Genomic DNA, 19,520 nt, shown 5'->3' on the forward strand with positions numbered 1-19,520 from the left:
CCAATCAACCTACTCTTGTTTTATTGATTTTATTTCATATCATCAAATAAAAACCAGGAGAATGAAAATGAGCATTGAAATGAATCAAGCTACAAAAATAGAATCTGACGGAGTTACTGAATGGTTTCTCAATGGCAAAGTACATAGAGAGGATGGGCCAGCAGTAGAGTGGAAGCACGGAATTAAGGAATGGTATGTCAATGGTCTACGACACAGAGAAGACGGTCCTGCTATGGAATGGGAAACCGGAGCCAAGAGGTGGTATGTCGATGGCAAGCTTCATAGAGAAGATGGCCCTGCCGTTGAAACCAAATCTGGAGAAAAAGAATGGTACGTCCAAGGTCAACAATTGACAGAAAAACAGTTTACCGAGAGACAAAAAGCTCAAGAAGAAGCAACGCCCAATAAAACTTCCAATGTTGTCTTAAGAATGATTCAACTAAGAAACAAGTCAACATCCCTTAACAACATAGCAAAACCTTCAATCTAAACAAAGCACCTTCGGGTGCTTTTTTATTACCATTGACTTTGCTTGTCGTTTTACTACCATCATTATTATTACAGGAGAACAATAATGTTAAACGGAATTCAGGAAGGAAAAGAAACAACTGCTTGGTATCGTGAAGGCGCTCTACATAGAGAAGATGGTCCAGCAGTAGTTTGGCGTAACGGAGCAAGAAACGAATGGTATTTGAATAATGAACGACACCGCGAGGATGGGCCTGCTCTTGAAGACCCAAACGGCTACAAAGAGTGGTGGGTTAATGGACAGCGTCATCGTGTTGACGGGCCTGCTATTGAAGCAGTGGATGGGTCTAAAAAATGGTATCTCAACGGCCAGCGCCATAGAGAAGACGGACCCGCTGTGGAGCTAGCAGACGGTCACAAAGAATGGTGGGAGAACGGACAGATACATAGAGAAGATGGCCCTGCTGCTGAATGGCCTGATGGAGAGAAGCAGTGGTGGATTAAGGGAAAGAAGCACCGCGAAGATGGGCCTGCCGTTGAGAGATCCGACGGAGGGAAGCAGTGGTATTTAAACGGGAAATTGCACAGAAAAGACGGACCTGCCGTGGAAGAAGGGGGCGATGAAAAAAGATGGTTTCTACATGGAGTGGAATACACAGATGGCAGCTTTACCTTAAAGAAGAAATCAAAATCTGAAACTCCACCTTTAAAAAATGGCAGATACGATATGTACGATAAAGAAAGCAAATGCCATTACGAAGTCTGGTATTGTGAAGGTGCTCTGCATAGAGAAGATGGACCTGCCATTGAATGGCGCGACGGAACCAAAGCATGGTACGTAAATAATGAACGTCATCGCGTCGATGGACCGGCCTTTGTAAGATGGGATGGATACAAAGCCTGGTTCTTGAACGACAAAATTCATAGAACAGATGGTCCTGCTGCTGAGTGGCCTGACGGCAGAAAAGAATGGTGGGTTAATGGAGAAAAGAAAACTGAAGAAGAATTCAACGACTTGTATCCAAAACGTACAGTCGCTGCTCTTAGAAGTGTTTCTCGCATCGTTGCCAACATGCTTCACCTAAGAAACAAAGACTCAACTCCTGCTGACACCAAGAAACCTTCAGCCTAAGAAAAGCACCTTCGGGTGCCTTTTTCTTGCCGTTGACTTTGCCTCTCGTTTTACTACCATCATTATTATCACCGGAGAACAATAATGAAAAATGGTATGTACAAAGAAGACGGCAACACAAGTTGGTATCACGCAGACACCTTGCATAGATTAGATGGCCCTGCTATTGAATGGCAAGCAGGTACCACAGAATGGTACGCGATGGGCAACCGCCACCGTGAAGACGGCCCAGCATTTGAAATGCCTAACGGACACAAAGAATGGTATGTAAGAGGAAGAAGACACCGTGACAATGCTCCTGCTGTTGAGAAGCCAAATGGCTCAACAGAATGGTGGAGCAATGACAGACTTCACCGTCAAGGCGGTCCTGCCATAGAAGATGCTGACGGCCATAAAGAGTGGTGGGTAAATGGAAAACAACACAGAGAAGATGGGCCAGCAATCATTGATGCTCAAGGCAATGAGCACTACTTCTTAAATGGCACCAACATTTCCAAAGACGAATTTACACGTATTATTTCCGCCAAGAACTTCACCATTTCAAATGAAGAGAAGGTTGATAGACTAGCTTTCGCCATTGCGAGCTTAGGCGACGATGAAATGTCACAGGTCATGAGAGTTGCTAGTCGCATGAAGGCTATGCGTGCAGAAGCACCACCTTCACTTGAATCAATCGCTCAAGCACCTCAAGTTGCTTCTATCCCAGTTGTAGAAGCTCCTGCGCAGGAAGCTAGCCCAACCTTCATGCAGGGATTACGCAAGGAATTGAGAGAGAGCAGCGACGGTAGCTTAAGTATGACTGCTGCCTATGGAATCAAGGACATGATCACTCACGGTGTTGGTTTGAAAAAGAACAAGTTCTTGAAGCTTGGCACTGCTGCTGGTGCAGTAGCCCTTATTGCAGCGACTCCTGCTGCGCCTGGTGTGGCTACTGGGGCTGTCGTTCTTGGAACTATCATGACCATTGCAGCAGCAATTCACACCACGGTTGTTGCTGCCAACTACACAGGTGGATTGTTAGCCAACAAAATCAAAGAAGCCTTTAGCAAGCCTGACCCTGAAGTCTCTGCAAAGAATGAAGACTCACTCAATGTCGTTCCTGTGAAGAGTCAAAACCAAGTTATGGCTTCAATCGGGCGTTTAAGAGCCGATCTTATGAACGCCGAGAAAGACTTCCACAAAGGATTTGGTTTCGCAGCAAGCAACCCAAAGAGATAAAATCTCAAGAATGCACAAAGGCCACAATCGTGGCCTTTTTCTTTGTCACGTCAGTGAGAACGCTCCGACGTTCTTTAACCACGTGAAGTCCCCTATGGGGACTGGCGACAGCCGAGGGGATAGAAGACAAACCATGAGCAGCAAATAAAAAAGCACCTACAAAGGTGCTTTTCAAACTCCACAATCCCACCGCTGAACTTGGCACTGACCGTTAACAACAACTTGTAAATCACGAGAAATACAAAACTAACAATTGTCAAAGCATCTATTACCATAGGCAATCCCTCCACTAACTTACTCAAAATGAATACCTTAACCCCGCATCAGTCCGTAGACGAGCATTCATACGTTAGGTTTCGGAGCACCAAGGGCAGCAGGACCGGGGGTCTCACTTATATCACACGCCTGCATTTTTCGCAAGAAGTGGATGATGTAGCTCAATGTATAGAATTCTTTGACAATCAAAGTTGGTAAGCCGTTAAGACATTTCAACAAAAAACTTTGCCCGAATACCTCTACAAGCACCTTCAGCGAAACAGTATCAATCTGCTTTCTTTTTCGGTGCAACACGCTTGACCTTCTAATAAAATCATTCAACCGAAGTGCTTCCACCATATCAATCAATTTGGGATCAAATTCGCCAATACCGGGATATGCAGAAAGTATCTCCGTGTCTTCAAAGCACGAGACTGGCAGGAATTCTTCAATCTTGCTTGAGGAAACAATTTTACATCCTTCAAACCTAACACCCTTAAACTTACAACGATCAAAAACTGAAGCAGAAACAATGCAATCTTTGAATACACAACTTTGAAGATTGGCCCCTCTGAAAAGTGCGCCTCTGATATAGCAATTCAAAAACTTTGACTCATAGAACGAGCAAAACTTGAACTTTGCACCAATGAACGCAGTGTTCTCAAAAGTGGCACCAGAGAAATTAGTGTTATAGCTTGCAGTCTTATTAAAGTTCTTATGAATAAATTTGCTCTCGCGCGAATCATGCCCCGTGTAGCTGTAGCGTTTTGTTGATTTATTTCTCATATCAAGACCTCTTCAAGCACTCCTTGCAATCAATAGTACTTGATCGTGGCACATCTATCAGTCAAAATCATATGAATTTAACTAGATAGAGCAACTGTGAGCCGTCAAGTTCAGCTAAACAAGATCGTAGGTCGTTGCATTGCCAAGAAGCGCGAGGCGGCTGGAATGACTCAGGAGGTGGTAGCAGACCTCGTTAACTTGAGCACCGAAGGCTATGCAAGGTACGAACGCGGGGAGACACCCGCCTCTCTTATGAGGCTTTCCAAACTAGCAACCCTGTTTGGCTGTGGCTTGGACGAGCTTGTGGTGGAAACGAGCACAGGGCTGACTGCTCAGGCCCAGCACATAGCCAACCTGCTAGATGGCGTGTCCAGCAGTGACAGGGACGAGATCGTGAAGATCGTTGAGAGCATTTGCGCTCTTTCCCACAAGAAGCACAAGAAGAGCTTGAAGCCGTACTAGGGCCTGCCGCCGGCCCCTACCCCATTTCAAGATCGAAATGAGGCAGGCTATCTTTCACGAAAGCTTATTTGGCAACGTCGAATTGCAAGACTTCTTCAAATACGCGATTTCTTGCCTTCGCATCTTTGATCAGTGCAGATGCTGGCATGACATACAGGTGAAGTGGTATGTCCATTTTTGTGCCAATCGTGTAATCGTTATAGACAACCCGATCATTGAGTGAGAACACGTCCTTGAAACCAGTTTGCTTCATGTCCCGATAGAAAGCATCATCAATCTCCACAACGGAGAAAGCGAAGACTTCACGGACCGTGGGAATCCTGTCGGCAAGCTCACTGGCATAAAGCCTGCATTGCATCAGAGCTTTATTGTTCTCAAAAATATCGGCACCGGGCTTCTTGAACTCAATAATGACGAGCTTGTTGGGATGGTCTTCACTGTCCTTTGAGAAGAATGCAGCCACATCAGGGCGACGGTGCTGCTTAGACTCCACCGACTGGCCGACTTCCTCAATGATCTTCGCCAGTGTCTCGTCGCTATAGATGTTGGAGTACGACAGGAACTTGTCATCCACAAGCCACACGTTGTTCTCTCTGATCTCGCTGCCGTCAGTGCGCTTGGGAAGGATGGCATTGTGCAAAGCATCTTCCGCAGTCGTGGGCGGCATGCAGGCCAAGGAGTCAATCACCAACGCCCTATGGACGATGAACCGTGCCAAATCTTCGCTGGCCAGGTGAGAGACATCGTCAAGTGAAACGGGACGACCGCTCTCCAAGGCATCGATCAGTTGGTCTTCCCTACGGGCCTGCTGTGCCCGGTAAGTCTTGACCACTTCATCAGCGTCCAACAAGGCAGCATTGCCACCGAGTGAGTCAATTTTGATGAAGGGGTAGTACTTCTTGAGCTTTTCAACGTTGCCAGTTTTGAACTGCTCAATGTCCCCTTCAGCAGCCTCGTCAATCATCTTCATGCATTCTTCATGAATGCGAGGTGTCAGCTTTTCGCGGCTGATGGGCGAAACCATATCGGTTTCTTCCTCAGTCTTTGGAAGTTCCAAGCGCTGACGCTCAATGTTAGAACGCTTATTGAAGTAATCAGAGGTGACGAAGATGAGGTGACGGCAGACATCAAATCGCTTGCTGATCACGTATTCTTCAATGCACAACTCGTCCGCACACAGCATGGCAACAATGCCCTTGCGAGGTGCCTCATCTCTGAACAGGTAGCAGTTAAATCTCTCGCCTTGAAACTCAAAGTCCTTAGTTAGTTCAGCCTCAATTGCACCACCTGAAAAGGTATAGACCTCATCAAATGGCTGTCTTGAGTTATGGGTGAACTTTAAAGTAATAGTGTGCCCAGTCTGGTGCTTCAAGAATAACAACAATCGCAAGTCATCACAAATAGCATTGACTAACTTAGTCACTTGCGTGTTGATTTTCTCCTTCAAGTCCATGAGCATGATGCTCGTGCTTGCGGCTCCACTTTTCGATGACTTCTTCACATCATCTAATTTGAATTCAGGCGTGTAGCTGAACTCAACAAGCTCGTGGGCAAGTTGGCTCTTAATCTCCACAGTCTTCGCGTATTTAAGAAACGCAAGACGCCCTACACCTTTACCACCAATACTGTCTTTGTGGCCGGTGCAGATTTCATCAAAGAAGTTCAGGTTTTCAGTAGTAAAACCTTCGCCATCATCAATGATGGTTATTGTCTCTAACGCACGTCTTTCTTCAGTGCCTGGTGAAAGTTCTTGCTGACGTTCGGAGAAGTGCAGATCAACAGAAATGTTTTTTCCGCCTGCATGAATAGCATTGGTTAAAGCCTCACGAATCACATCGCGTGCACTGACGCCACCACGATAGTGTTCAGCAATGAATTTTCTTAGATTGATTCTTGCCACATGCGCCCCGATCAATAGCTGATGTCACCTTGATTTTGCTCGGTTGAAGCCCCCCCCAGCATGACGGATTCTACCTTGCGCGCGGGTGTTCAGACAACCTTGCTGGCTAATACTTTCTTGCCATCAAGATCACCCTACTTGCCACGTAGTGTCACCAAGCACCAGTTACTGGTCCTCTTGCGTGATAAATCCGACAATACAACCCATACAGCGATCACCCACTTAATTTACCTACTAAGCAGAATTAGCTGCCTAGAAAGGAGGGTTTAAACAAGACACATACACAGGAAAAAATCATGACTCAAAAACAGCACATCACTTTCACAGGCATTCCCAACGGCATCTTGAGCTTTCAAAAGTTCATTGAACAGTCTGTGACTAAGAGCCTCATCACGCACGCCGTTGATGCCACTGACAACCCAGTTGGACAAATCTCAGCGATTCTTATCTTCTGGCAAATTGCCGAACTCAAAGCAAAATTTTGCACAGAAGGATTTGACGTCAACGATGGCACTCTTGACGAAGGCTACATCAAGCTTGCCTATAGCTTTGTCACCGACAATCTTGCGAAAATTTTGATTGCAATCGGACGCGAACAACTTTCAACATTGGTTGATTTGCTTGCACAAGCCAATGCAGACCGTGTCATGTCTCAAGAATAATAGGCAACAAAAAAGCACCCACGAAGGGTGCTTTGTTTTTTAGGCGCATTAGTAAGTCAAGAAAACATGCATGTTTGCTGAATAATTTCCTGGCTTAACGAATTGGTTCAATGGAAGTTCGGCCACCACAGTAGTTACCTCAACTTTGCCAGTGCCTGTCAAGTCTTTCTGTCTATCACCAATTTGACTTAACCCTACTTGAAAGTCTAAAGAGGTTTCTTTTTCACTTAAGTCACCTGACGCTATCGCGTCTGGATGAAACATCTTTCCATCATACGCCTCGCCGTCAAAGGTAATTTCCAATGTATATGCAGTAGTTTTAGTGCAGGTTGAACTGATAGCACCTGTAGCATTCACCTTCCCTGAAGGTGCCGGTGTAACTGCACCAAATGATATGTTGGTAGCTTCAATCACACAGGCAGGACTTACTGTGGCACTCACCTGAAAGTTCGCTGTTGTACTGTTTGCACTCGCCGCCATAGCAGCACTAGATCCTAAAGCGATCATTAAAGCGACTAAAATTTTTCCCTTTTTCATTTATACTTCTCCTTTTTTATAGTTATCAACTAATCCTAGCAATAGAAATGAACAAGTCAACAGCACTTCAATATATTATTTAGACTCAAAGCAGTAGCCCAATTCTGAAAGAAAAAAAGCACCCGACCAGGTGCTTTAAATATCCATAACTTCTCGCCTTTAAAAACGAATCAGCTTCGGCCAGATTTAGTATCTTATATTGACGGTTACAGCATCTTTATAAAAGTCTGGCGCAGGAAATTTATTGCTTGTTTGCGACGGCACGATCTTTAATTGGAAGCTAAGGTGTTCTTGCTCACCTGTTCCTCTTCCAGAGTAAGAATTCTTTCCAGCATTCCAAACTTTCGAATTGTCTCCAGGAATATAGATTGAGTAAGCTACAGCATCACCCTTAGCCGCACCACTCATCATCCCATAGTCATAAGATGGTCTAGCTGTTTGACATCTGTTGTTGCCATCAAACATGCAACCTAATGATGAAGCGATTTCGGCCTGCGTAGCACGTACCCCAAACCACGGACTAGATTTTATAAACGCTCCACCTTCGCTGTAGAGGTAGTACAAGGTTCCATTGTCCCTCTTAGCCAAAGTCCAGTATGAGCCATCACTTGTCTGCCCTTGCCCATAAACCCCACCATATGCCATTTCAATGGTGTAAGGCGTATCTCTCGTACACAAAAGATCAATTGATCCACTAGAAGACTGCGCAGATAAAGGCAGCATAAACGCACCAAAATTGACACTAAATGCAGTAATAGTACAGCTCGGCGCAAGGACTGATGTCGCTGTCATGTTGGCAGTTGTATTGCCAGCTATCGCCATGCTTGAAACAAGAATACCTAGCAAAGCCAACCATATCTTCTTATTATTCATTTTATCTCCCTATGTTGTTGTTACTTTCATCGTAACAACTCCAATTCATAAGTCAAATATTCATTCAAATTGATCTTGACAATAATGAATTGAAGAACTCAAAGCACTGTTCCAGAACTTCATTGCCTGCAACTTCACCACGCCAGTGAGAACGCTCCGACGTTCTTTAACCGCGTGAAGTCCCCTCTGGGGACTGGCACCAGCCGAGGGGCAACAAGGACAGCTACAGCCCACCTCTTGACAAAAAAAGGCCACCGTACTTCTACAAGGTGGCAATTCTTTCTCCCAAGTTCTCAGGGCAGGCATTCATAGGTTTGGATGGTTTGCATTACAGCCCCACACAGCCTTCGTCACGTAATACTGACCTTTGCGTGGGTTGTATGTGCATTGCAAGTGCAAGTCGTCCATACAGCCCCTTGACTGCGCAGCACCTGTCTTGCCGTCACCATAAACATGAATCCAACCATCTGGCCCTGGCAAGCACACTTGCTGTAGTGCCGTCATATCTACAAGCACCTGCGAGTGAACACTTCTCATTGTTTCTAGGATCTTCATGTACGAAGGCGCTTGCACAGCCATTGAACTGGAATCCTGATTCATCGGCCTTTCAGATCCTTGGTGCTGGGCATAACCAACACTAGCAATACAGAACAAGCACGAAGCAAATATCTTCCTCATGACTTAACTCCTTCTTCAGAAAGCATCCATCGCATCCAGAAATCTTCCCAGATCATTCCCTCTGGAAGATCCATGCTTTCCCCAAGATTCTTCATGCCGTCTTTAAACCACGGCTTATTAATTTCTTTCTTCAAGTCCCTTCTTAAAAGAAATTCAATACGGCTTTCCAAGGTAACACCTTTTACGCCATAAACAGCTTTTGCCAATGCATAGGTGCTTCTAGAAATCCTTGGGCCAATTCTTACCACTTTACTTGGGGTTTTAGGTGTTCTCATCATCACCCCCAATGTCGTACTTGCCACTAAATTGATCGTCTTCTTCCTCTGAAGAAATCTCTTGAGACACATTGCCACTGTTAGCCTGCTGAACATATTTTGCGAACAAGTCGCTTTGCATCATCTCCTTGAACCACTGGTTCTTTGACATCACATCTGCATCACGCCTTAGCAGTTCCTCAATTCGTGACTCCATTGATATGCCTTGACGGTTATATGCCATTTTGCAAATCATGTGCAAGTCTTCATCGATTCTTGCACCAATACGCACTTTCTTCTTCTTCAATCCTTCTCGTTCAAACTTTGAACTTAATCCAATTGCTGCTTTTGTTATTCGCTTCTTCGCCATTTCTTCTTCTCCTTATGTGGCCTTGCAAATAAATCTAGCGTGGAAAAATTAAATGTCAACCATACACAGTATCACCGTACATCTATGTGTAATGAGCACGCATGTGTAATAGGCGTACAGAAACAAACACACAACTCAAATAATTCAACAGTGCCAATCTCACTAACACAGAAAAATCTAAAAAACGATTTGCTATGACACAACAAATTCTAAAAAACTAATTGCTATGACACAACAAAATCAAAAACACGAATTGCTATGACACTCCAAAATCTAAAACACGAATTGCTATGTTGCTATGGCGTCAATTTGAGTGAAGGTCGCCTTCTATTAGATCATTGACATTCATTTAATAAACGCTACCCTATTAATAGACCCCGTTACTTTAACCCCCTGCAAATCAAGAAAACAGAGAAAAGTGAGTTAAAGCAAGGTCAATCAATCCTACGTCTACCCCTAACGGGCTATTCTTGGTTTGAATATCGTGGGTTTCACCCACACCCGCTGCTGCGCGAGACTCGATAAAAACAACAACAAGGGAGGCCACATGGCACATCAAATAAAAGAAAAAGATCCCACTCTCAAACAGAGAGCCGGTCAAACTGGCGTAGAAGCCAACAAGTCAAAACGAACTAAGCGTTTTGAAATCAGGTTCACCCAGCAAGAATGGACTGCACTTCAAGATAGAGCTTACGAATCAGGCTCTTCTTCCGCAGCTATCTATGCTCGCTCTGTTCTTCTTCCGAGCCAACACATAGCCGATCTTGAAACTAAAGCTGAACAGAAAGTTCGCCTTCAGCTACTTGCCTCATTTGGAAAAATCGGCAGCAACATCAACCAGATTGCCAGAGCCTTAAACAGAATGAAGGTGTGGAACACGACCACAGAAGGCATGCTCCTGGAGCTAACCAAAATACAAGAAGCAGTCTCAACGATAACAACAATATTTAAGGAAAGGAAATGAAGAGCAAAGTACGAACAAGTATGGAAAACAAGAAAGTCCAGATCACAGAGGACTTCACAGGAGTGGTGAGAAGTGATCGTGTGTACGCCAGCCTGGCCAACAACGAAAAGCTTTCCTTGACGATCACAAAACACTATGTCAATGGCAAGCTTCACAAAGAAGATGGCCCAGCCGTCCTATGGTCAAGTGGACAGGAGGAATATTGGCTTAATGACCAAGAACACACCAAACAAGAATTTGAACAGTGGCAGGACAAGAAGCATCTGAACGATAAGCTTCAGACCACACTAGAACCCAAACCTACAGAGAAGAGGTCAAAATTATGAGCAACACAACAGGAATACCAGATAACTTTACTGGTTCACTTAGAAGAACCTACACAACAACAGACTACCAGACTGGCTTAGAAACCAACTACATCAGACTAGAGCACTACTTAAACGGAATGCTTCACAAGGAAGGTGGCCCAGCCCGTGACGCCGCCGACACAAAAGAATGGTTCATTGAAGGCCAAAGACACCGTGAAGATGGGCCTGCAATTGTCGTTTTAGGTGATCCAGACTCAGGTGGCATACCCACGAAGCGCTGGTTTCTAAGAGATAGAGAGTTGACTGAAGAGCAGTTCAACCGCTTTCTTGAAATGAAAGCCCTCAATGAAAATCTTCAAATCAATCTTCCTAACAGAAATATAACCAAGAAGGGGAAGATATGAACGTAACGATCTTCCCAACAGGGAAAGGAGGTGTAGCTTCAGCCGTTAACTATCTACTTTCAGACAAGGATCATGAAGGCAAGAAGCGTTCAATCCCACCTGAAATTCTCTCTGGCGATCCAAACACCTTTGAAGCAATCGCCAACGCCACAAAGCGCCTTCACAAGTACACATCTGGTGTCGTCGCCTTCCGTGATCATGAGTCCGTCACCCCAGAACAGATCAACACCGTCATTGACACCTTCCGTTCCACATTCCTACCGGGTCTGGAGCTTGATAAGAACTTCGCTGATTTCTGGGTCATGCACCGTGAAAAGGGAAACGTCGAACTGCACTTCCTGGTTGCCAATACTGAGTTGGTCAGCACGCAACAACTAAATATTCACCCTCCGGGTGCGAAGAACATTGCGTTCTTCAATGCGTTCTCTGCCGTCATGAACGACAGCTTCGGGTTCGCTCAAGTGGTACCCGATCCCCTCAAGATTTCACTCAAGCCCTTTGAGGCCAAGTCTCCCAACGGCAAGAAGGACAAGAAGGCCAAAGGTGACTTCGCCACCGTCCTTCATTCAGAGATCGTCGGTGGTTTCATCACCAACCGAAACCAGTTGATTGGCTACCTCACCCGCAATGGCATTGACGTTGCCAAAGTCGGCAGCGACTTCCTCACCGTGCGCCTACCTGGTCAGCAGAAGAACACCCGCCTCAAGGGCCCCCTCTTCTGCAAGGACAGCGACTACGCCGAGCTTGTCGCCCAACACCACCAGTCCAAGATCCCGAAGTACCTCACCCAACAGGAGGCACAGGAACAGAAGGACAAGCTCGTTGCTGGCATAGAGGCACGCCTGGCCTTCAATGTGCGCCGCTACCTCACCCCCAAGCCTCGTGCCGTGCGTGCGCAGCAGCTAGTGTCTATGCCGTTCATGGCGCCCGATCGCACCAGACCGAAGGCAGTGGAACCACCACCCAAACGCATGGCGGACCACCTCAACGATCACCTACGCAGTCTCAAGGAGCATGCAGCCCCCAAGCCACCCGTTAGCACCGCAGATCTTCCGCACCAGGTAGCTCGCAGGCAAACCGACCAGGAACAAGCCGCACTATTGCCCTCTATCGGCAATGCCGCACAGGGTGGCTTAGAAGCCCAGATCGGGAGCCTTTCCTTGCAGTACCACAGCTTACTCCTTCTTCTGGCCGGTGCAAAAGGCAAAAGAGCTACTTTGCTCAAGTCTCAAATCATGGCTCTGGAACAAAAGCTTTCTGCACTTAACCTAGAGCTTGAGAAGAAAAAAGCACAGACGCCAGAAGTAAAATTGCCGGATATTTAAAGCACCTTCGGGTGCTTTTTTCATTGCCCTAGTTAAATTCATATGATTTTAACTTGACAACGAAACTTCTTCTGCTAGATGTACAACAGGAGAATTTCAATGATAAAGAAAAAGAACAATGCTTATAAGCTGATCAAGACTCATGCACCGAAGTTGGCACTGATACATCATGCCACAGACTATTCACCCCAGCGTCTTGCGTCGCTTTTCTTAAATAACACATCCCAAGACGAGTTAGCTATTCAGAAAAAGTCAAAGAGTGGGTTCTGGGATTGGAAGTTGGCAGACGACACAGCGTACAAATATCTCAAAAAGCAGATCACGGCCTACCTAAAAAAGAACCGTGACACTCCAACCTTCCAGATCATGCTGGAGCACTTTAGAGCCAACTATCTCACCAAGACTTACTTCGGACAAGACTACGCTTCTTTGGTCAATATCTACCAGTTCCAAGAAGAGCCTTTGAAAAACTTCGTGCGAGAAGCCTTCATTGCAATCAATCCGATCACTGGCGACATGTCACCTCAAGAAAGAGCCGTGCGAAATCAGAGACTAGGAAAAATCTCAGTGAAACACTGGATTGGTGACATTACGAACTATGACTACTTCGGCCAAGCACCCGGATTCATGATGACTAACGTCAATCAAGCACTTCAGTACATTGACTTGTACATGCTAAACCTTCTAAACGAGAAGCAGCTTGATAGCGAATTGAGCAATCTTTCAGTCAACCAGAAGCTCGATGAAAAGCTGGTTCCAAAGGCAAACACCGTCAGAGCCAAACCAATAAAAATCTAAGTATTGGCTTCATTATTCTTAAAAAGTGGATCTAAACCGTCTTCTTGAGTCTTTCGGAAGACGGTCGTAGCCGTCCTGCCTAACGGCACCTCATGCACACGCCGATTGAACCTCTTCTGCACGCTGACACGTTAGTGAGAAGGCTCCGACCTTCTTTAACCACGTGAGGTCCGGGGACCGGCGATAGCCAAGGCGATCAACAGGAACCTTTGCGCATACTTGAAACGACGTACTAGACCAATCTGAAGAACCTGATCGAACAGATACAAACCCAAAAGCACCTACTGGAGAGGGGCTATTTCTCACACCCATTAATAGTTAAACTCATATGAATTTAACTAGAAGCAGGTTTTCGAAATAGAACTTGCAGGAAGCTTGATGAAATATAAAAAATTGAAGCGGCAAAAATTTGACTTTTCTTTTCAATTGACTATGTTTCTTTAAAAAGGAGAGATCATGTCTAGACACACAAGAGAAATTATTACCGCAACCATACTTTTCTGCCTTCTATCTGCCTCTCAGGCAGACGAAGGCTTTTATGTGCCGATTCACAATCTAGCTCCTATCAGCTACAACCCACTGACGACCAATTACAACCCAGATTATGACTATTACCCTGGATTGATGGCAAAGCAAAGCCAAGAATCCAATCAAGGTGGATCTAGCTCAACAGCTTCAGTAGCCAATGCAAAGTCATCTCAGATAGCAGAAATTCAATCACAAATCGCAGAACTAAAAAAGCAAAGAAATCTACCAGAAAATGATTGGTCTAAGGTTCCAATGAAAGACATGTTTACAGCAGCCTCAAGGTCAAGACAGATCAACACGGACATTCAAAACCTTGAAGACAGGTTGACCACTTTAACGACAGGCCAAGCACCTGTAAGAGTAGTCAATCAGACAGCACCAAGACGATCAATAAATTGCTACACATATGGTCTTGGCAATGCATTCACGACCTGCAATTGACTTTGAGTTCAATCATTAGGCTCCTTCTTGGAGCCATTTTTAATTAACTCAGAAAACTCCTACCGACTGAACAACATTGCTCCAAAGAAAAAAAGCACCTATAAGGGTGCTTTTCTTGGTAACACTGTCCGATTCAAGCCAACGCCTTCACATCCCCATAAAGGGCTCTTAAATGTGCAGATCCCATATCTAGAATCGGCTCGTACATGAAAGAATTAAGGTGAATGTTCTCTGGAGTCATTAGATTGACCTGCTCAAGTTTTTGTACTTCTGCAACACTACCAAGATTCTGTCGCTTGTACTCTTTGAGCAGTTCAATTGTTTGATTCTGAGTTATTGAGTCAACGAATGCTTGATTGTTTATCCGAGCGATCATATGCTTTTCAGCAATGAGCCGGATAGCGATTGACATCACAATTTTGCTTTCTAGCTCTATGTGATCATCGACACCCGCAGCAATTGCTTCAGCTTGCTCAAACAACACAGCCATCACCGTCTTGCCAGCAGGTGGCAAAGTGAGGTTAGGTTTGTCTGCCAATACTTTCTTATAGATCACACACAAGTCGTCCAACGTAATCGTATCTGTGTCGGCCTTCATGTGAAGCAACGAGGTCAACGTTGCGTAGTCTGCACTATGTCCGCAATACTCAGCCAAGTTGCGCACAAAGGGGATTGCCGAGATGCAGTACGGGGGTTCAGCAAGCTTGCTCTTCCAGAAGATAAACGGATTGTTCTGGTATTTTTCAGGCGACAGCGAAAGCTTGCGCCCACTTTTCGACGCCATTAGTTTGTATGGTCGCCCCAGATTCAACCTGCCGCTGATGCTGCGATAAAAGTCAAAATTGTGTGACAGAAATAGACAGAAGAATTTTCCAGAATGGGAAATGTCTTTTAGATATTCAATGATGGCGTATTTGTTTTTGTAGTCAAACGAGTCTGCGATGTCGTCGACTAACAAAATTGTTGTGCCACCCTGCTTTTGTCTAGACTGAATTTCAAAAAGTATGTTGAGGATGTACAAGGCACGCTTTTCGCCCTGACTCAGCACTTTTAGCAAGGCGTCTCTTGGTACTTCACCTTCGCGCTCACCATCAGAAAACATAAATGCGATGGTAGGCTTTGTGCCTTTCAAAATGACATCTTCTTGATTGGACACAGACATCTTGAATGGGACAAAGAAGCGTTGATTGAAGGTTTCGACCACTTCTTCCCATGCAGTACGCTCTTCCTTTGCCTGTTTAACTGCACCTTCAATCGTCACCTTGCCAGCTTTAAACTGAACAAGAAATTGGTCGTAGAGTTCTTTTTGATCGACCAGATAGGAAATCCAAACGTCCTTTTGTAGCTGCTTAAAGTTCTTTAGTTCGGGCAAGATTTCCTGATTTTCAAACAGGTAATCTCGAAATTTTCGCAGGTCAGCCGTTGAGATCTTCTTGTCTATGGCGTCAAACTTACCTGCAAGCTCTTTATCGGAGAATATTTTTTCTCGCTCATCTTCAATGCGCTTGGTAAGTTCGGCAGCAGAACTAACTTCTTGTTTGCCACCTTTGGTATTTAGATTGATAGTGTGCTTTGCAGCAAAGAAGCCATTGTCTGCAAGCTGCTTATTCACTGTGCCTGCACTGTAGTGATTGAATTGCTTGCTGAGCACATCTGACTTAGACACCAAGTCGTTGTACGTCTTAATGTATTCCTCTAGCTGGTCTTTAATTTTCCCAGATTCCAGCAGAGCAATCGTCTTTTCATTGAAGATCTCGCAATAGACAAGCTTGGATAAGTTGCTAGGTGCAGCCTGCGCAACATTTCCCTCCAATGACTCAAGCAGTTCTGCTACGTTGCTTGCGCCAAATGCTTTCATGAACTCCATCTCTGGGGTCAGCGTTCGCCCAGTCAAACCAGAGAGTTGCTTCAGTTTTCCGAACAAACCTGCAAGGCTCTCAGAGATTTGCTTAAGTGCATCGTCATACTGCTGCTTGATTGCACTGTTCACCAGTAACAGTGAAGTTCGGTCTGATGAAAATTCTTGGTTGTAGGGTTCAATAACAAATATGGAGTCTGGAGACACAACGGCTCCAGCACTATCTTTGATAGACCGGGACGACTCTCTATCAGGGAAAATCAAGTCAACTGTCTCACGCCCTTTTGCATGATCATCAAACGTCTTCGATAGTGAAGTCTTCATGAAGCCATTCGGTGCATATATCGCATACCCGTTGCTGGCAGTAAAGTCAAAACAATGGCTCAACTCACTAATACCGTAGCAATTTCTCAGGTCAATGTTCAGCTTCATACTTCCCCTCAAAGAACGTTGTTGATATTTTCAAAGCACCTTTGACAGCCTTGCAATCCTTAAGTCAAATTCATATGAATTTAACTATCCTCTGCATCTTCATCTTCAGGTATCTCATCTTCTTTCTTGTAGCCAAGACCTGAAAAGATCTCCCAGACAGCCAAGAATGGAGTCAACATTTTGTAGCCATATTTTGGTAAATCATCATGGTAGTAAATCTCATCGATCCCATTTTTATATACATGGGTCATGTACTCCAGATAAATTTCCCTCAGCAACCCCGTGGAATAGACATCGAGGTTGTGTGTAAAAACGGCATCTATATTGCTGGTTTTCAAGCCATACCAATCAGGACAACTTAAAGAGCCTCTTACCTTTTCTCCCGCATGGCTCTGTAGGCAGTGCTCAAACTGCTCCCTAACGCTTCTCATCAAGCTATTGTGGAAATTGTTCTCCATCGTATCAACCCAGTAGAACTCTTTACCGTCACCTGTCAGTTGATCGTAAATTGATTGAACCTGGCTAATGCGGCCTTCATCAGAGCTACCATAAACCTGTCCTTCATGAACATTCGTTCTGTAGGAAGAAAAAGGATTCATGGCCGCCACAACGATGACATTGGGGTTAGGGAATAGTCCTGCGATCTCGCCCCATTTTTGCGTTGCATAGATCAGAGCATGGTAGCCTTCAGAAGCCAGTCGCTGCGCTATGGAGTTTGATATCTTGTTTAGGGCATTCTTTGTGTAATCTGGAAGGCTTTTATCTTCGCCCTTCAAATCAGAGTCTATCCAACCAGGAATCAATGGAAACTCATAAGCGACGCAAACCATTGATGCATCATTTAATATGTTATTCTCAAAGTAGGCATAGTAAGATGCACCTGGATAAAAGACTTCCAAGGTAAAGTTACTGCCATCTTGACTTGGTATCAATCCTAGAATATTTTTCGCATTTGAAACCAACTCTTGAACATAGGCATCTTTTACCGTGCGAGTTTCCATTGGTGCAACAAGGATTGAGGTAATGGAACTCTCCTTAAGCCCTGGAAAAATTGAACAGAAATGATTGCTATAGGCCAAGAGTTCCGTGAAGGCTTGACGCTCCGTTTGACCTGACTTCTTCAGTTCGATGACTGCAATTCCTGTTGATGCAGAGTTCCCAAAGAGATCTATCCGTGTGGGGTGTGGTGCATTACGCTCAAGCCTCATTTCCTTGGCTGTAAGGACCAATTCTTCCAAATTATCAAGTATTTCATTGATCTTCTTTTCCGCACGCCGCTGCAACAAAAAGCTGATGCTTGGAAAGCCGTCTCCAGTCCATTCAACTGGATCTCTTCTACCCTTGATTAACGTGGAAAGGCTTTCTTTATGATGTTCAAAGAGGTGATCGCGGAACTGGTTTTCAGTGATGGAAATCATCGGTACTCCGTTCTTATATTTTTAGCCTGGCGTTTCTAACGCGCATAGCGAGCTATGCAGCCGCCACACATCCACTCACCATCATCGTAGATACCACCTGTCATGTCCGTTTTTTGGTGACACCAGCCACATTCCGAATAGATCGCCGTGTCCTCGTATCTATATCGCTCAGGCTCTCTATAGCCCTTCTGGTTGGACGGCAAGAGCTTCGGATCTGGAGGCGCGGCAAACCTGCCGCAGTTGCTGCACCAGTGCCCACCATGATGAGGAATGGTGCTGGCCTTCCTGCAATGAGGACACACCACCTGATCAGGCACAACGACAGGCACCACATTGCTAGGCACGAGTTCAGCAATGCTCTCCACACGCTTGCAAGTCATGCCATTGGTGTTGAGGTGGTTGAGCAAGGGATCGAAGCCCTTGTCACCACTCAAGACAAAGCATTGGGTGTCTGGAGCCGTTTCAAACGTCCTGCCAAGCTCAAAGGCAATGTGGAAGTCCAAGGCATTCTTGCCTGAGCCTGAGATCTTCAAGAAATCCACACGGCTGAACCTGTGCGCTGTTGCTGGCTTCTTGGAAGCCTTGGGAGGGTTCTGGTTGGCACCGACGAAGATGATGGCCCTGAAACTCTCATCCAAGGGAGACAGATCTACCTTGTGCTTGTTCTCCAAGTCAACTAGCAGCAGCTTCTTGCTCTTCATATTGTTTGCGTCTCCCCATTTCACTGACCGAAGTAAAAAAGCACCCATCAGGGTGCTTCTTGGCTACCACTACAAGCTCTCGATCAGCTTCAGCACTTCACCTATGGTGTTCGCACCGTCAATTTTGCTGTTGTCAAACGCCATCATGTAGTGATAACGGTAGCCTGTTTCATGGGCAATTTGGTTCGCCTGCGACTCCCAAATTTTTCCAAGCCTTAGCTTGTCCTTGGAGTCCGAGTTGTCACGGTCGTCGCCTTTAGTCTCAATGACAACAATGTTCTTGCTCTCCGTCAGAACCACAAAATCTGGGTAGTGGTTGAGGAAGCCATTGATGGCAAACCCCTTTCCTCGCTCAAGATTGCGGGTCCACCAAACAACGTTCTCCAGTTCCGCCACACCACGAATCGTGCGTGCTTCCAAAGAATTCACGCCTGCTTCAGTGACATACAAGCTCTTGCTAATGGCCGGTGCATTCTCACTAGGTGTGATCGTTGCAGGGAACGAGAACGTTGGCTTGAGCTTGACCTTTTGAATGGTCAGCCAGTTGCTAAATTCTTTCGCAGCGTAGTCGCTGGCCAAGCTCTGGATCTTCTCCTTGATCACCTTGACATAGGCGTAGTCGCGCTCAAGACAATCTGCACGCTGCTCGTGGCTCATGGCCTGAACAATGCGGGTCAAGTAGTGCTTTACGTCGTTGTCTTCAATCGGATAGAAAGCATTCTTTCCGATGAGACTAAAGAGCCTACCA

The 19,520-nt window shown here is 45.4% G+C and carries 21 protein-coding genes; 11 read left to right on the forward strand and 10 right to left on the reverse strand.

Annotated features, from left to right (window positions below; genetic code table 11):
• Positions 1-67: 67 nt before the first annotated feature.
• From G7048_RS06090 to G7048_RS06100, 3 genes are all read left to right on the forward strand, one after another.
• Positions 68-490, forward strand: a complete 423-nt coding sequence (locus tag G7048_RS06090) for a hypothetical protein (RefSeq protein WP_205750339.1) — start codon at positions 68-70, stop codon at positions 488-490.
• A gap of 84 nt (positions 491-574) precedes the next feature.
• Positions 575-1,600, forward strand: a complete 1,026-nt coding sequence (locus tag G7048_RS28300; RefSeq protein WP_205750340.1) for a hypothetical protein — start codon at positions 575-577, stop codon at positions 1,598-1,600.
• 84 nt (positions 1,601-1,684) lie between these two features.
• Positions 1,685-2,818, forward strand: a complete 1,134-nt coding sequence (locus G7048_RS06100) for a hypothetical protein (protein ID WP_166067280.1) — start codon at positions 1,685-1,687, stop codon at positions 2,816-2,818.
• A gap of 342 nt (positions 2,819-3,160) precedes the next feature.
• Here the strand turns inward: G7048_RS06100 and G7048_RS06105 are convergent, their stop codons facing one another.
• Entirely contained in the window at positions 3,161-3,859 is a 699-nt protein-coding gene (locus G7048_RS06105) for a pentapeptide repeat-containing protein (RefSeq protein ID WP_166067281.1), read from the reverse strand.
• Between the two features lie 165 nt (positions 3,860-4,024).
• On the opposite strand from G7048_RS06105, the gene G7048_RS06110 reads away from it, so the two are divergent.
• Positions 4,025-4,321 (forward strand): helix-turn-helix domain-containing protein, encoded by a 297-nt coding sequence (locus G7048_RS06110; protein ID WP_166067282.1) that lies wholly within the window; start codon positions 4,025-4,027, stop codon positions 4,319-4,321.
• 64 nt (positions 4,322-4,385) lie between these two features.
• On the opposite strand, the gene G7048_RS06115 is transcribed toward G7048_RS06110, so the two are convergent.
• Complete coding sequence (locus tag G7048_RS06115; RefSeq protein ID WP_166067283.1) at positions 4,386-6,221, reverse strand: ATP-binding protein; 1,836 nt, start codon at positions 6,219-6,221, stop codon at positions 4,386-4,388.
• 296 nt (positions 6,222-6,517) lie between these two features.
• Between G7048_RS06115 and G7048_RS06120 the strand changes: the two genes are divergently transcribed.
• Positions 6,518-6,883 (forward strand): hypothetical protein, encoded by a 366-nt coding sequence (locus G7048_RS06120; protein WP_166067284.1) that lies wholly within the window; start codon positions 6,518-6,520, stop codon positions 6,881-6,883.
• A gap of 48 nt (positions 6,884-6,931) precedes the next feature.
• Here G7048_RS06120 and G7048_RS06125 read toward each other — a convergent pair whose 3' ends face one another.
• From G7048_RS06125 to G7048_RS06140, 4 genes are all read right to left on the reverse strand, one after another.
• Positions 6,932-7,420 (reverse strand): spore coat protein U domain-containing protein, encoded by a 489-nt coding sequence (locus G7048_RS06125; protein WP_166067285.1) that lies wholly within the window; start codon positions 7,418-7,420, stop codon positions 6,932-6,934.
• A gap of 186 nt (positions 7,421-7,606) precedes the next feature.
• The gene (locus G7048_RS06130; protein WP_166067286.1) at positions 7,607-8,293 is read right to left on the reverse strand and encodes a spore coat protein U domain-containing protein; all 687 of its coding nucleotides are present in this window, start codon (positions 8,291-8,293) and stop codon (positions 7,607-7,609) included.
• 674 nt (positions 8,294-8,967) lie between these two features.
• Positions 8,968-9,249 carry a hypothetical protein gene (locus tag G7048_RS06135; protein WP_166067287.1) on the reverse strand — a complete coding sequence of 94 codons (282 nt, stop codon included), beginning with the start codon at positions 9,247-9,249 and terminating at the stop codon, positions 8,968-8,970.
• On the reverse strand, positions 9,233-9,595 hold the full coding sequence (locus tag G7048_RS06140; protein WP_166067288.1) for a hypothetical protein: 363 nt from the start codon (positions 9,593-9,595) through the stop codon (positions 9,233-9,235). Before G7048_RS06140 ends, G7048_RS06135 begins: the two co-directional genes overlap by 17 nt.
• A gap of 547 nt (positions 9,596-10,142) precedes the next feature.
• On the opposite strand from G7048_RS06140, the gene mobC reads away from it, so the two are divergent.
• The 6 genes from mobC to G7048_RS06170 all read left to right on the forward strand — a co-directional run bounded on the left by mobC (position 10,143) and on the right by G7048_RS06170 (position 14,363).
• Positions 10,143-10,559 carry a plasmid mobilization relaxosome protein MobC gene (gene mobC, locus G7048_RS06145; RefSeq protein ID WP_166067289.1) on the forward strand — a complete coding sequence of 139 codons (417 nt, stop codon included), beginning with the start codon at positions 10,143-10,145 and terminating at the stop codon, positions 10,557-10,559.
• A complete protein-coding gene (locus tag G7048_RS06150; RefSeq protein ID WP_166067290.1) occupies positions 10,556-10,885 on the forward strand; it encodes a hypothetical protein in 330 nt (109 codons plus the stop codon). The genes mobC and G7048_RS06150 overlap by 4 nt, the downstream gene beginning before the upstream one ends.
• Positions 10,882-11,271, forward strand: a complete 390-nt coding sequence (locus G7048_RS06155) for a hypothetical protein (protein ID WP_166067291.1) — start codon at positions 10,882-10,884, stop codon at positions 11,269-11,271. The genes G7048_RS06150 and G7048_RS06155 overlap by 4 nt, the downstream gene beginning before the upstream one ends.
• Positions 11,268-12,596 carry a hypothetical protein gene (locus tag G7048_RS06160; protein WP_166067292.1) on the forward strand — a complete coding sequence of 443 codons (1,329 nt, stop codon included), beginning with the start codon at positions 11,268-11,270 and terminating at the stop codon, positions 12,594-12,596. The genes G7048_RS06155 and G7048_RS06160 overlap by 4 nt, the downstream gene beginning before the upstream one ends.
• A 99-nt stretch (positions 12,597-12,695) precedes the next feature.
• Positions 12,696-13,394, forward strand: coding sequence for a hypothetical protein (locus tag G7048_RS06165; protein ID WP_166067294.1), 699 nt, complete (start codon positions 12,696-12,698; stop codon positions 13,392-13,394).
• 456 nt (positions 13,395-13,850) lie between these two features.
• Positions 13,851-14,363, forward strand: a complete 513-nt coding sequence (locus G7048_RS06170; protein ID WP_166067295.1) for a hypothetical protein — start codon at positions 13,851-13,853, stop codon at positions 14,361-14,363.
• A gap of 133 nt (positions 14,364-14,496) precedes the next feature.
• Here the strand turns inward: G7048_RS06170 and G7048_RS06175 are convergent, their stop codons facing one another.
• The 4 genes from G7048_RS06175 to G7048_RS06190 form a co-directional block, all read right to left on the reverse strand.
• Entirely contained in the window at positions 14,497-16,653 is a 2,157-nt protein-coding gene (locus tag G7048_RS06175) for a hypothetical protein (RefSeq protein WP_166067296.1), read from the reverse strand.
• 80 nt (positions 16,654-16,733) lie between these two features.
• A complete protein-coding gene (locus G7048_RS06180; RefSeq protein WP_166067297.1) occupies positions 16,734-18,071 on the reverse strand; it encodes a type I restriction enzyme HsdR N-terminal domain-containing protein in 1,338 nt (445 codons plus the stop codon).
• A gap of 35 nt (positions 18,072-18,106) precedes the next feature.
• Positions 18,107-18,772 (reverse strand): PIN domain-containing protein, encoded by a 666-nt coding sequence (locus tag G7048_RS06185; protein ID WP_166067298.1) that lies wholly within the window; start codon positions 18,770-18,772, stop codon positions 18,107-18,109.
• 69 nt (positions 18,773-18,841) lie between these two features.
• Positions 18,842-19,429 carry a hypothetical protein gene (locus tag G7048_RS06190; protein WP_205750341.1) on the reverse strand — a complete coding sequence of 196 codons (588 nt, stop codon included), beginning with the start codon at positions 19,427-19,429 and terminating at the stop codon, positions 18,842-18,844.
• Positions 19,430-19,520 lie beyond the last annotated feature (91 nt).

This window comes from Diaphorobacter sp. HDW4B (assembly GCF_011305535.1).
Classification (GTDB): domain Bacteria; phylum Pseudomonadota; class Gammaproteobacteria; order Burkholderiales; family Burkholderiaceae_C; genus Diaphorobacter_A.

Bases quoted from the DNA above. Each gene is read 5' to 3' on its own strand.
- G7048_RS06150 (WP_166067290.1), top strand. From the start codon at position 10,556: ATGAAGAGCAAAGTACGAACAAGTATGGAAAACAAGAAAGTCCAGATC.
- G7048_RS06180 (WP_166067297.1), bottom strand. From the start codon at position 18,071: ATGATTTCCATCACTGAAAACCAGTTCCGCGATCACCTCTTTGAACAT.
- G7048_RS28300 (WP_205750340.1), top strand. From the start codon at position 575: ATGTTAAACGGAATTCAGGAAGGAAAAGAAACAACTGCTTGGTATCGT.
- G7048_RS06100 (WP_166067280.1), top strand. From the start codon at position 1,685: ATGAAAAATGGTATGTACAAAGAAGACGGCAACACAAGTTGGTATCAC.
- G7048_RS06090 (WP_205750339.1), top strand. From the start codon at position 68: ATGAGCATTGAAATGAATCAAGCTACAAAAATAGAATCTGACGGAGTT.
- G7048_RS06190 (WP_205750341.1), bottom strand. From the start codon at position 19,429: ATGAGCCACGAGCAGCGTGCAGATTGTCTTGAGCGCGACTACGCCTAT.
- G7048_RS06185 (WP_166067298.1), bottom strand. From the start codon at position 18,772: ATGAAGAGCAAGAAGCTGCTGCTAGTTGACTTGGAGAACAAGCACAAG.
- G7048_RS06105 (WP_166067281.1), bottom strand. From the start codon at position 3,859: ATGAGAAATAAATCAACAAAACGCTACAGCTACACGGGGCATGATTCG.
- G7048_RS06170 (WP_166067295.1), top strand. From the start codon at position 13,851: ATGTCTAGACACACAAGAGAAATTATTACCGCAACCATACTTTTCTGC.
- G7048_RS06135 (WP_166067287.1), bottom strand. From the start codon at position 9,249: ATGATGAGAACACCTAAAACCCCAAGTAAAGTGGTAAGAATTGGCCCA.
- G7048_RS06165 (WP_166067294.1), top strand. From the start codon at position 12,696: ATGATAAAGAAAAAGAACAATGCTTATAAGCTGATCAAGACTCATGCA.
- G7048_RS06160 (WP_166067292.1), top strand. From the start codon at position 11,268: ATGAACGTAACGATCTTCCCAACAGGGAAAGGAGGTGTAGCTTCAGCC.
- G7048_RS06130 (WP_166067286.1), bottom strand. From the start codon at position 8,293: ATGAATAATAAGAAGATATGGTTGGCTTTGCTAGGTATTCTTGTTTCA.
- G7048_RS06110 (WP_166067282.1), top strand. From the start codon at position 4,025: ATGACTCAGGAGGTGGTAGCAGACCTCGTTAACTTGAGCACCGAAGGC.
- G7048_RS06125 (WP_166067285.1), bottom strand. From the start codon at position 7,420: ATGAAAAAGGGAAAAATTTTAGTCGCTTTAATGATCGCTTTAGGATCT.
- G7048_RS06140 (WP_166067288.1), bottom strand. From the start codon at position 9,595: ATGGCGAAGAAGCGAATAACAAAAGCAGCAATTGGATTAAGTTCAAAG.
- G7048_RS06120 (WP_166067284.1), top strand. From the start codon at position 6,518: ATGACTCAAAAACAGCACATCACTTTCACAGGCATTCCCAACGGCATC.
- mobC (WP_166067289.1), top strand. From the start codon at position 10,143: ATGGCACATCAAATAAAAGAAAAAGATCCCACTCTCAAACAGAGAGCC.
- G7048_RS06155 (WP_166067291.1), top strand. From the start codon at position 10,882: ATGAGCAACACAACAGGAATACCAGATAACTTTACTGGTTCACTTAGA.
- G7048_RS06175 (WP_166067296.1), bottom strand. From the start codon at position 16,653: ATGAAGCTGAACATTGACCTGAGAAATTGCTACGGTATTAGTGAGTTG.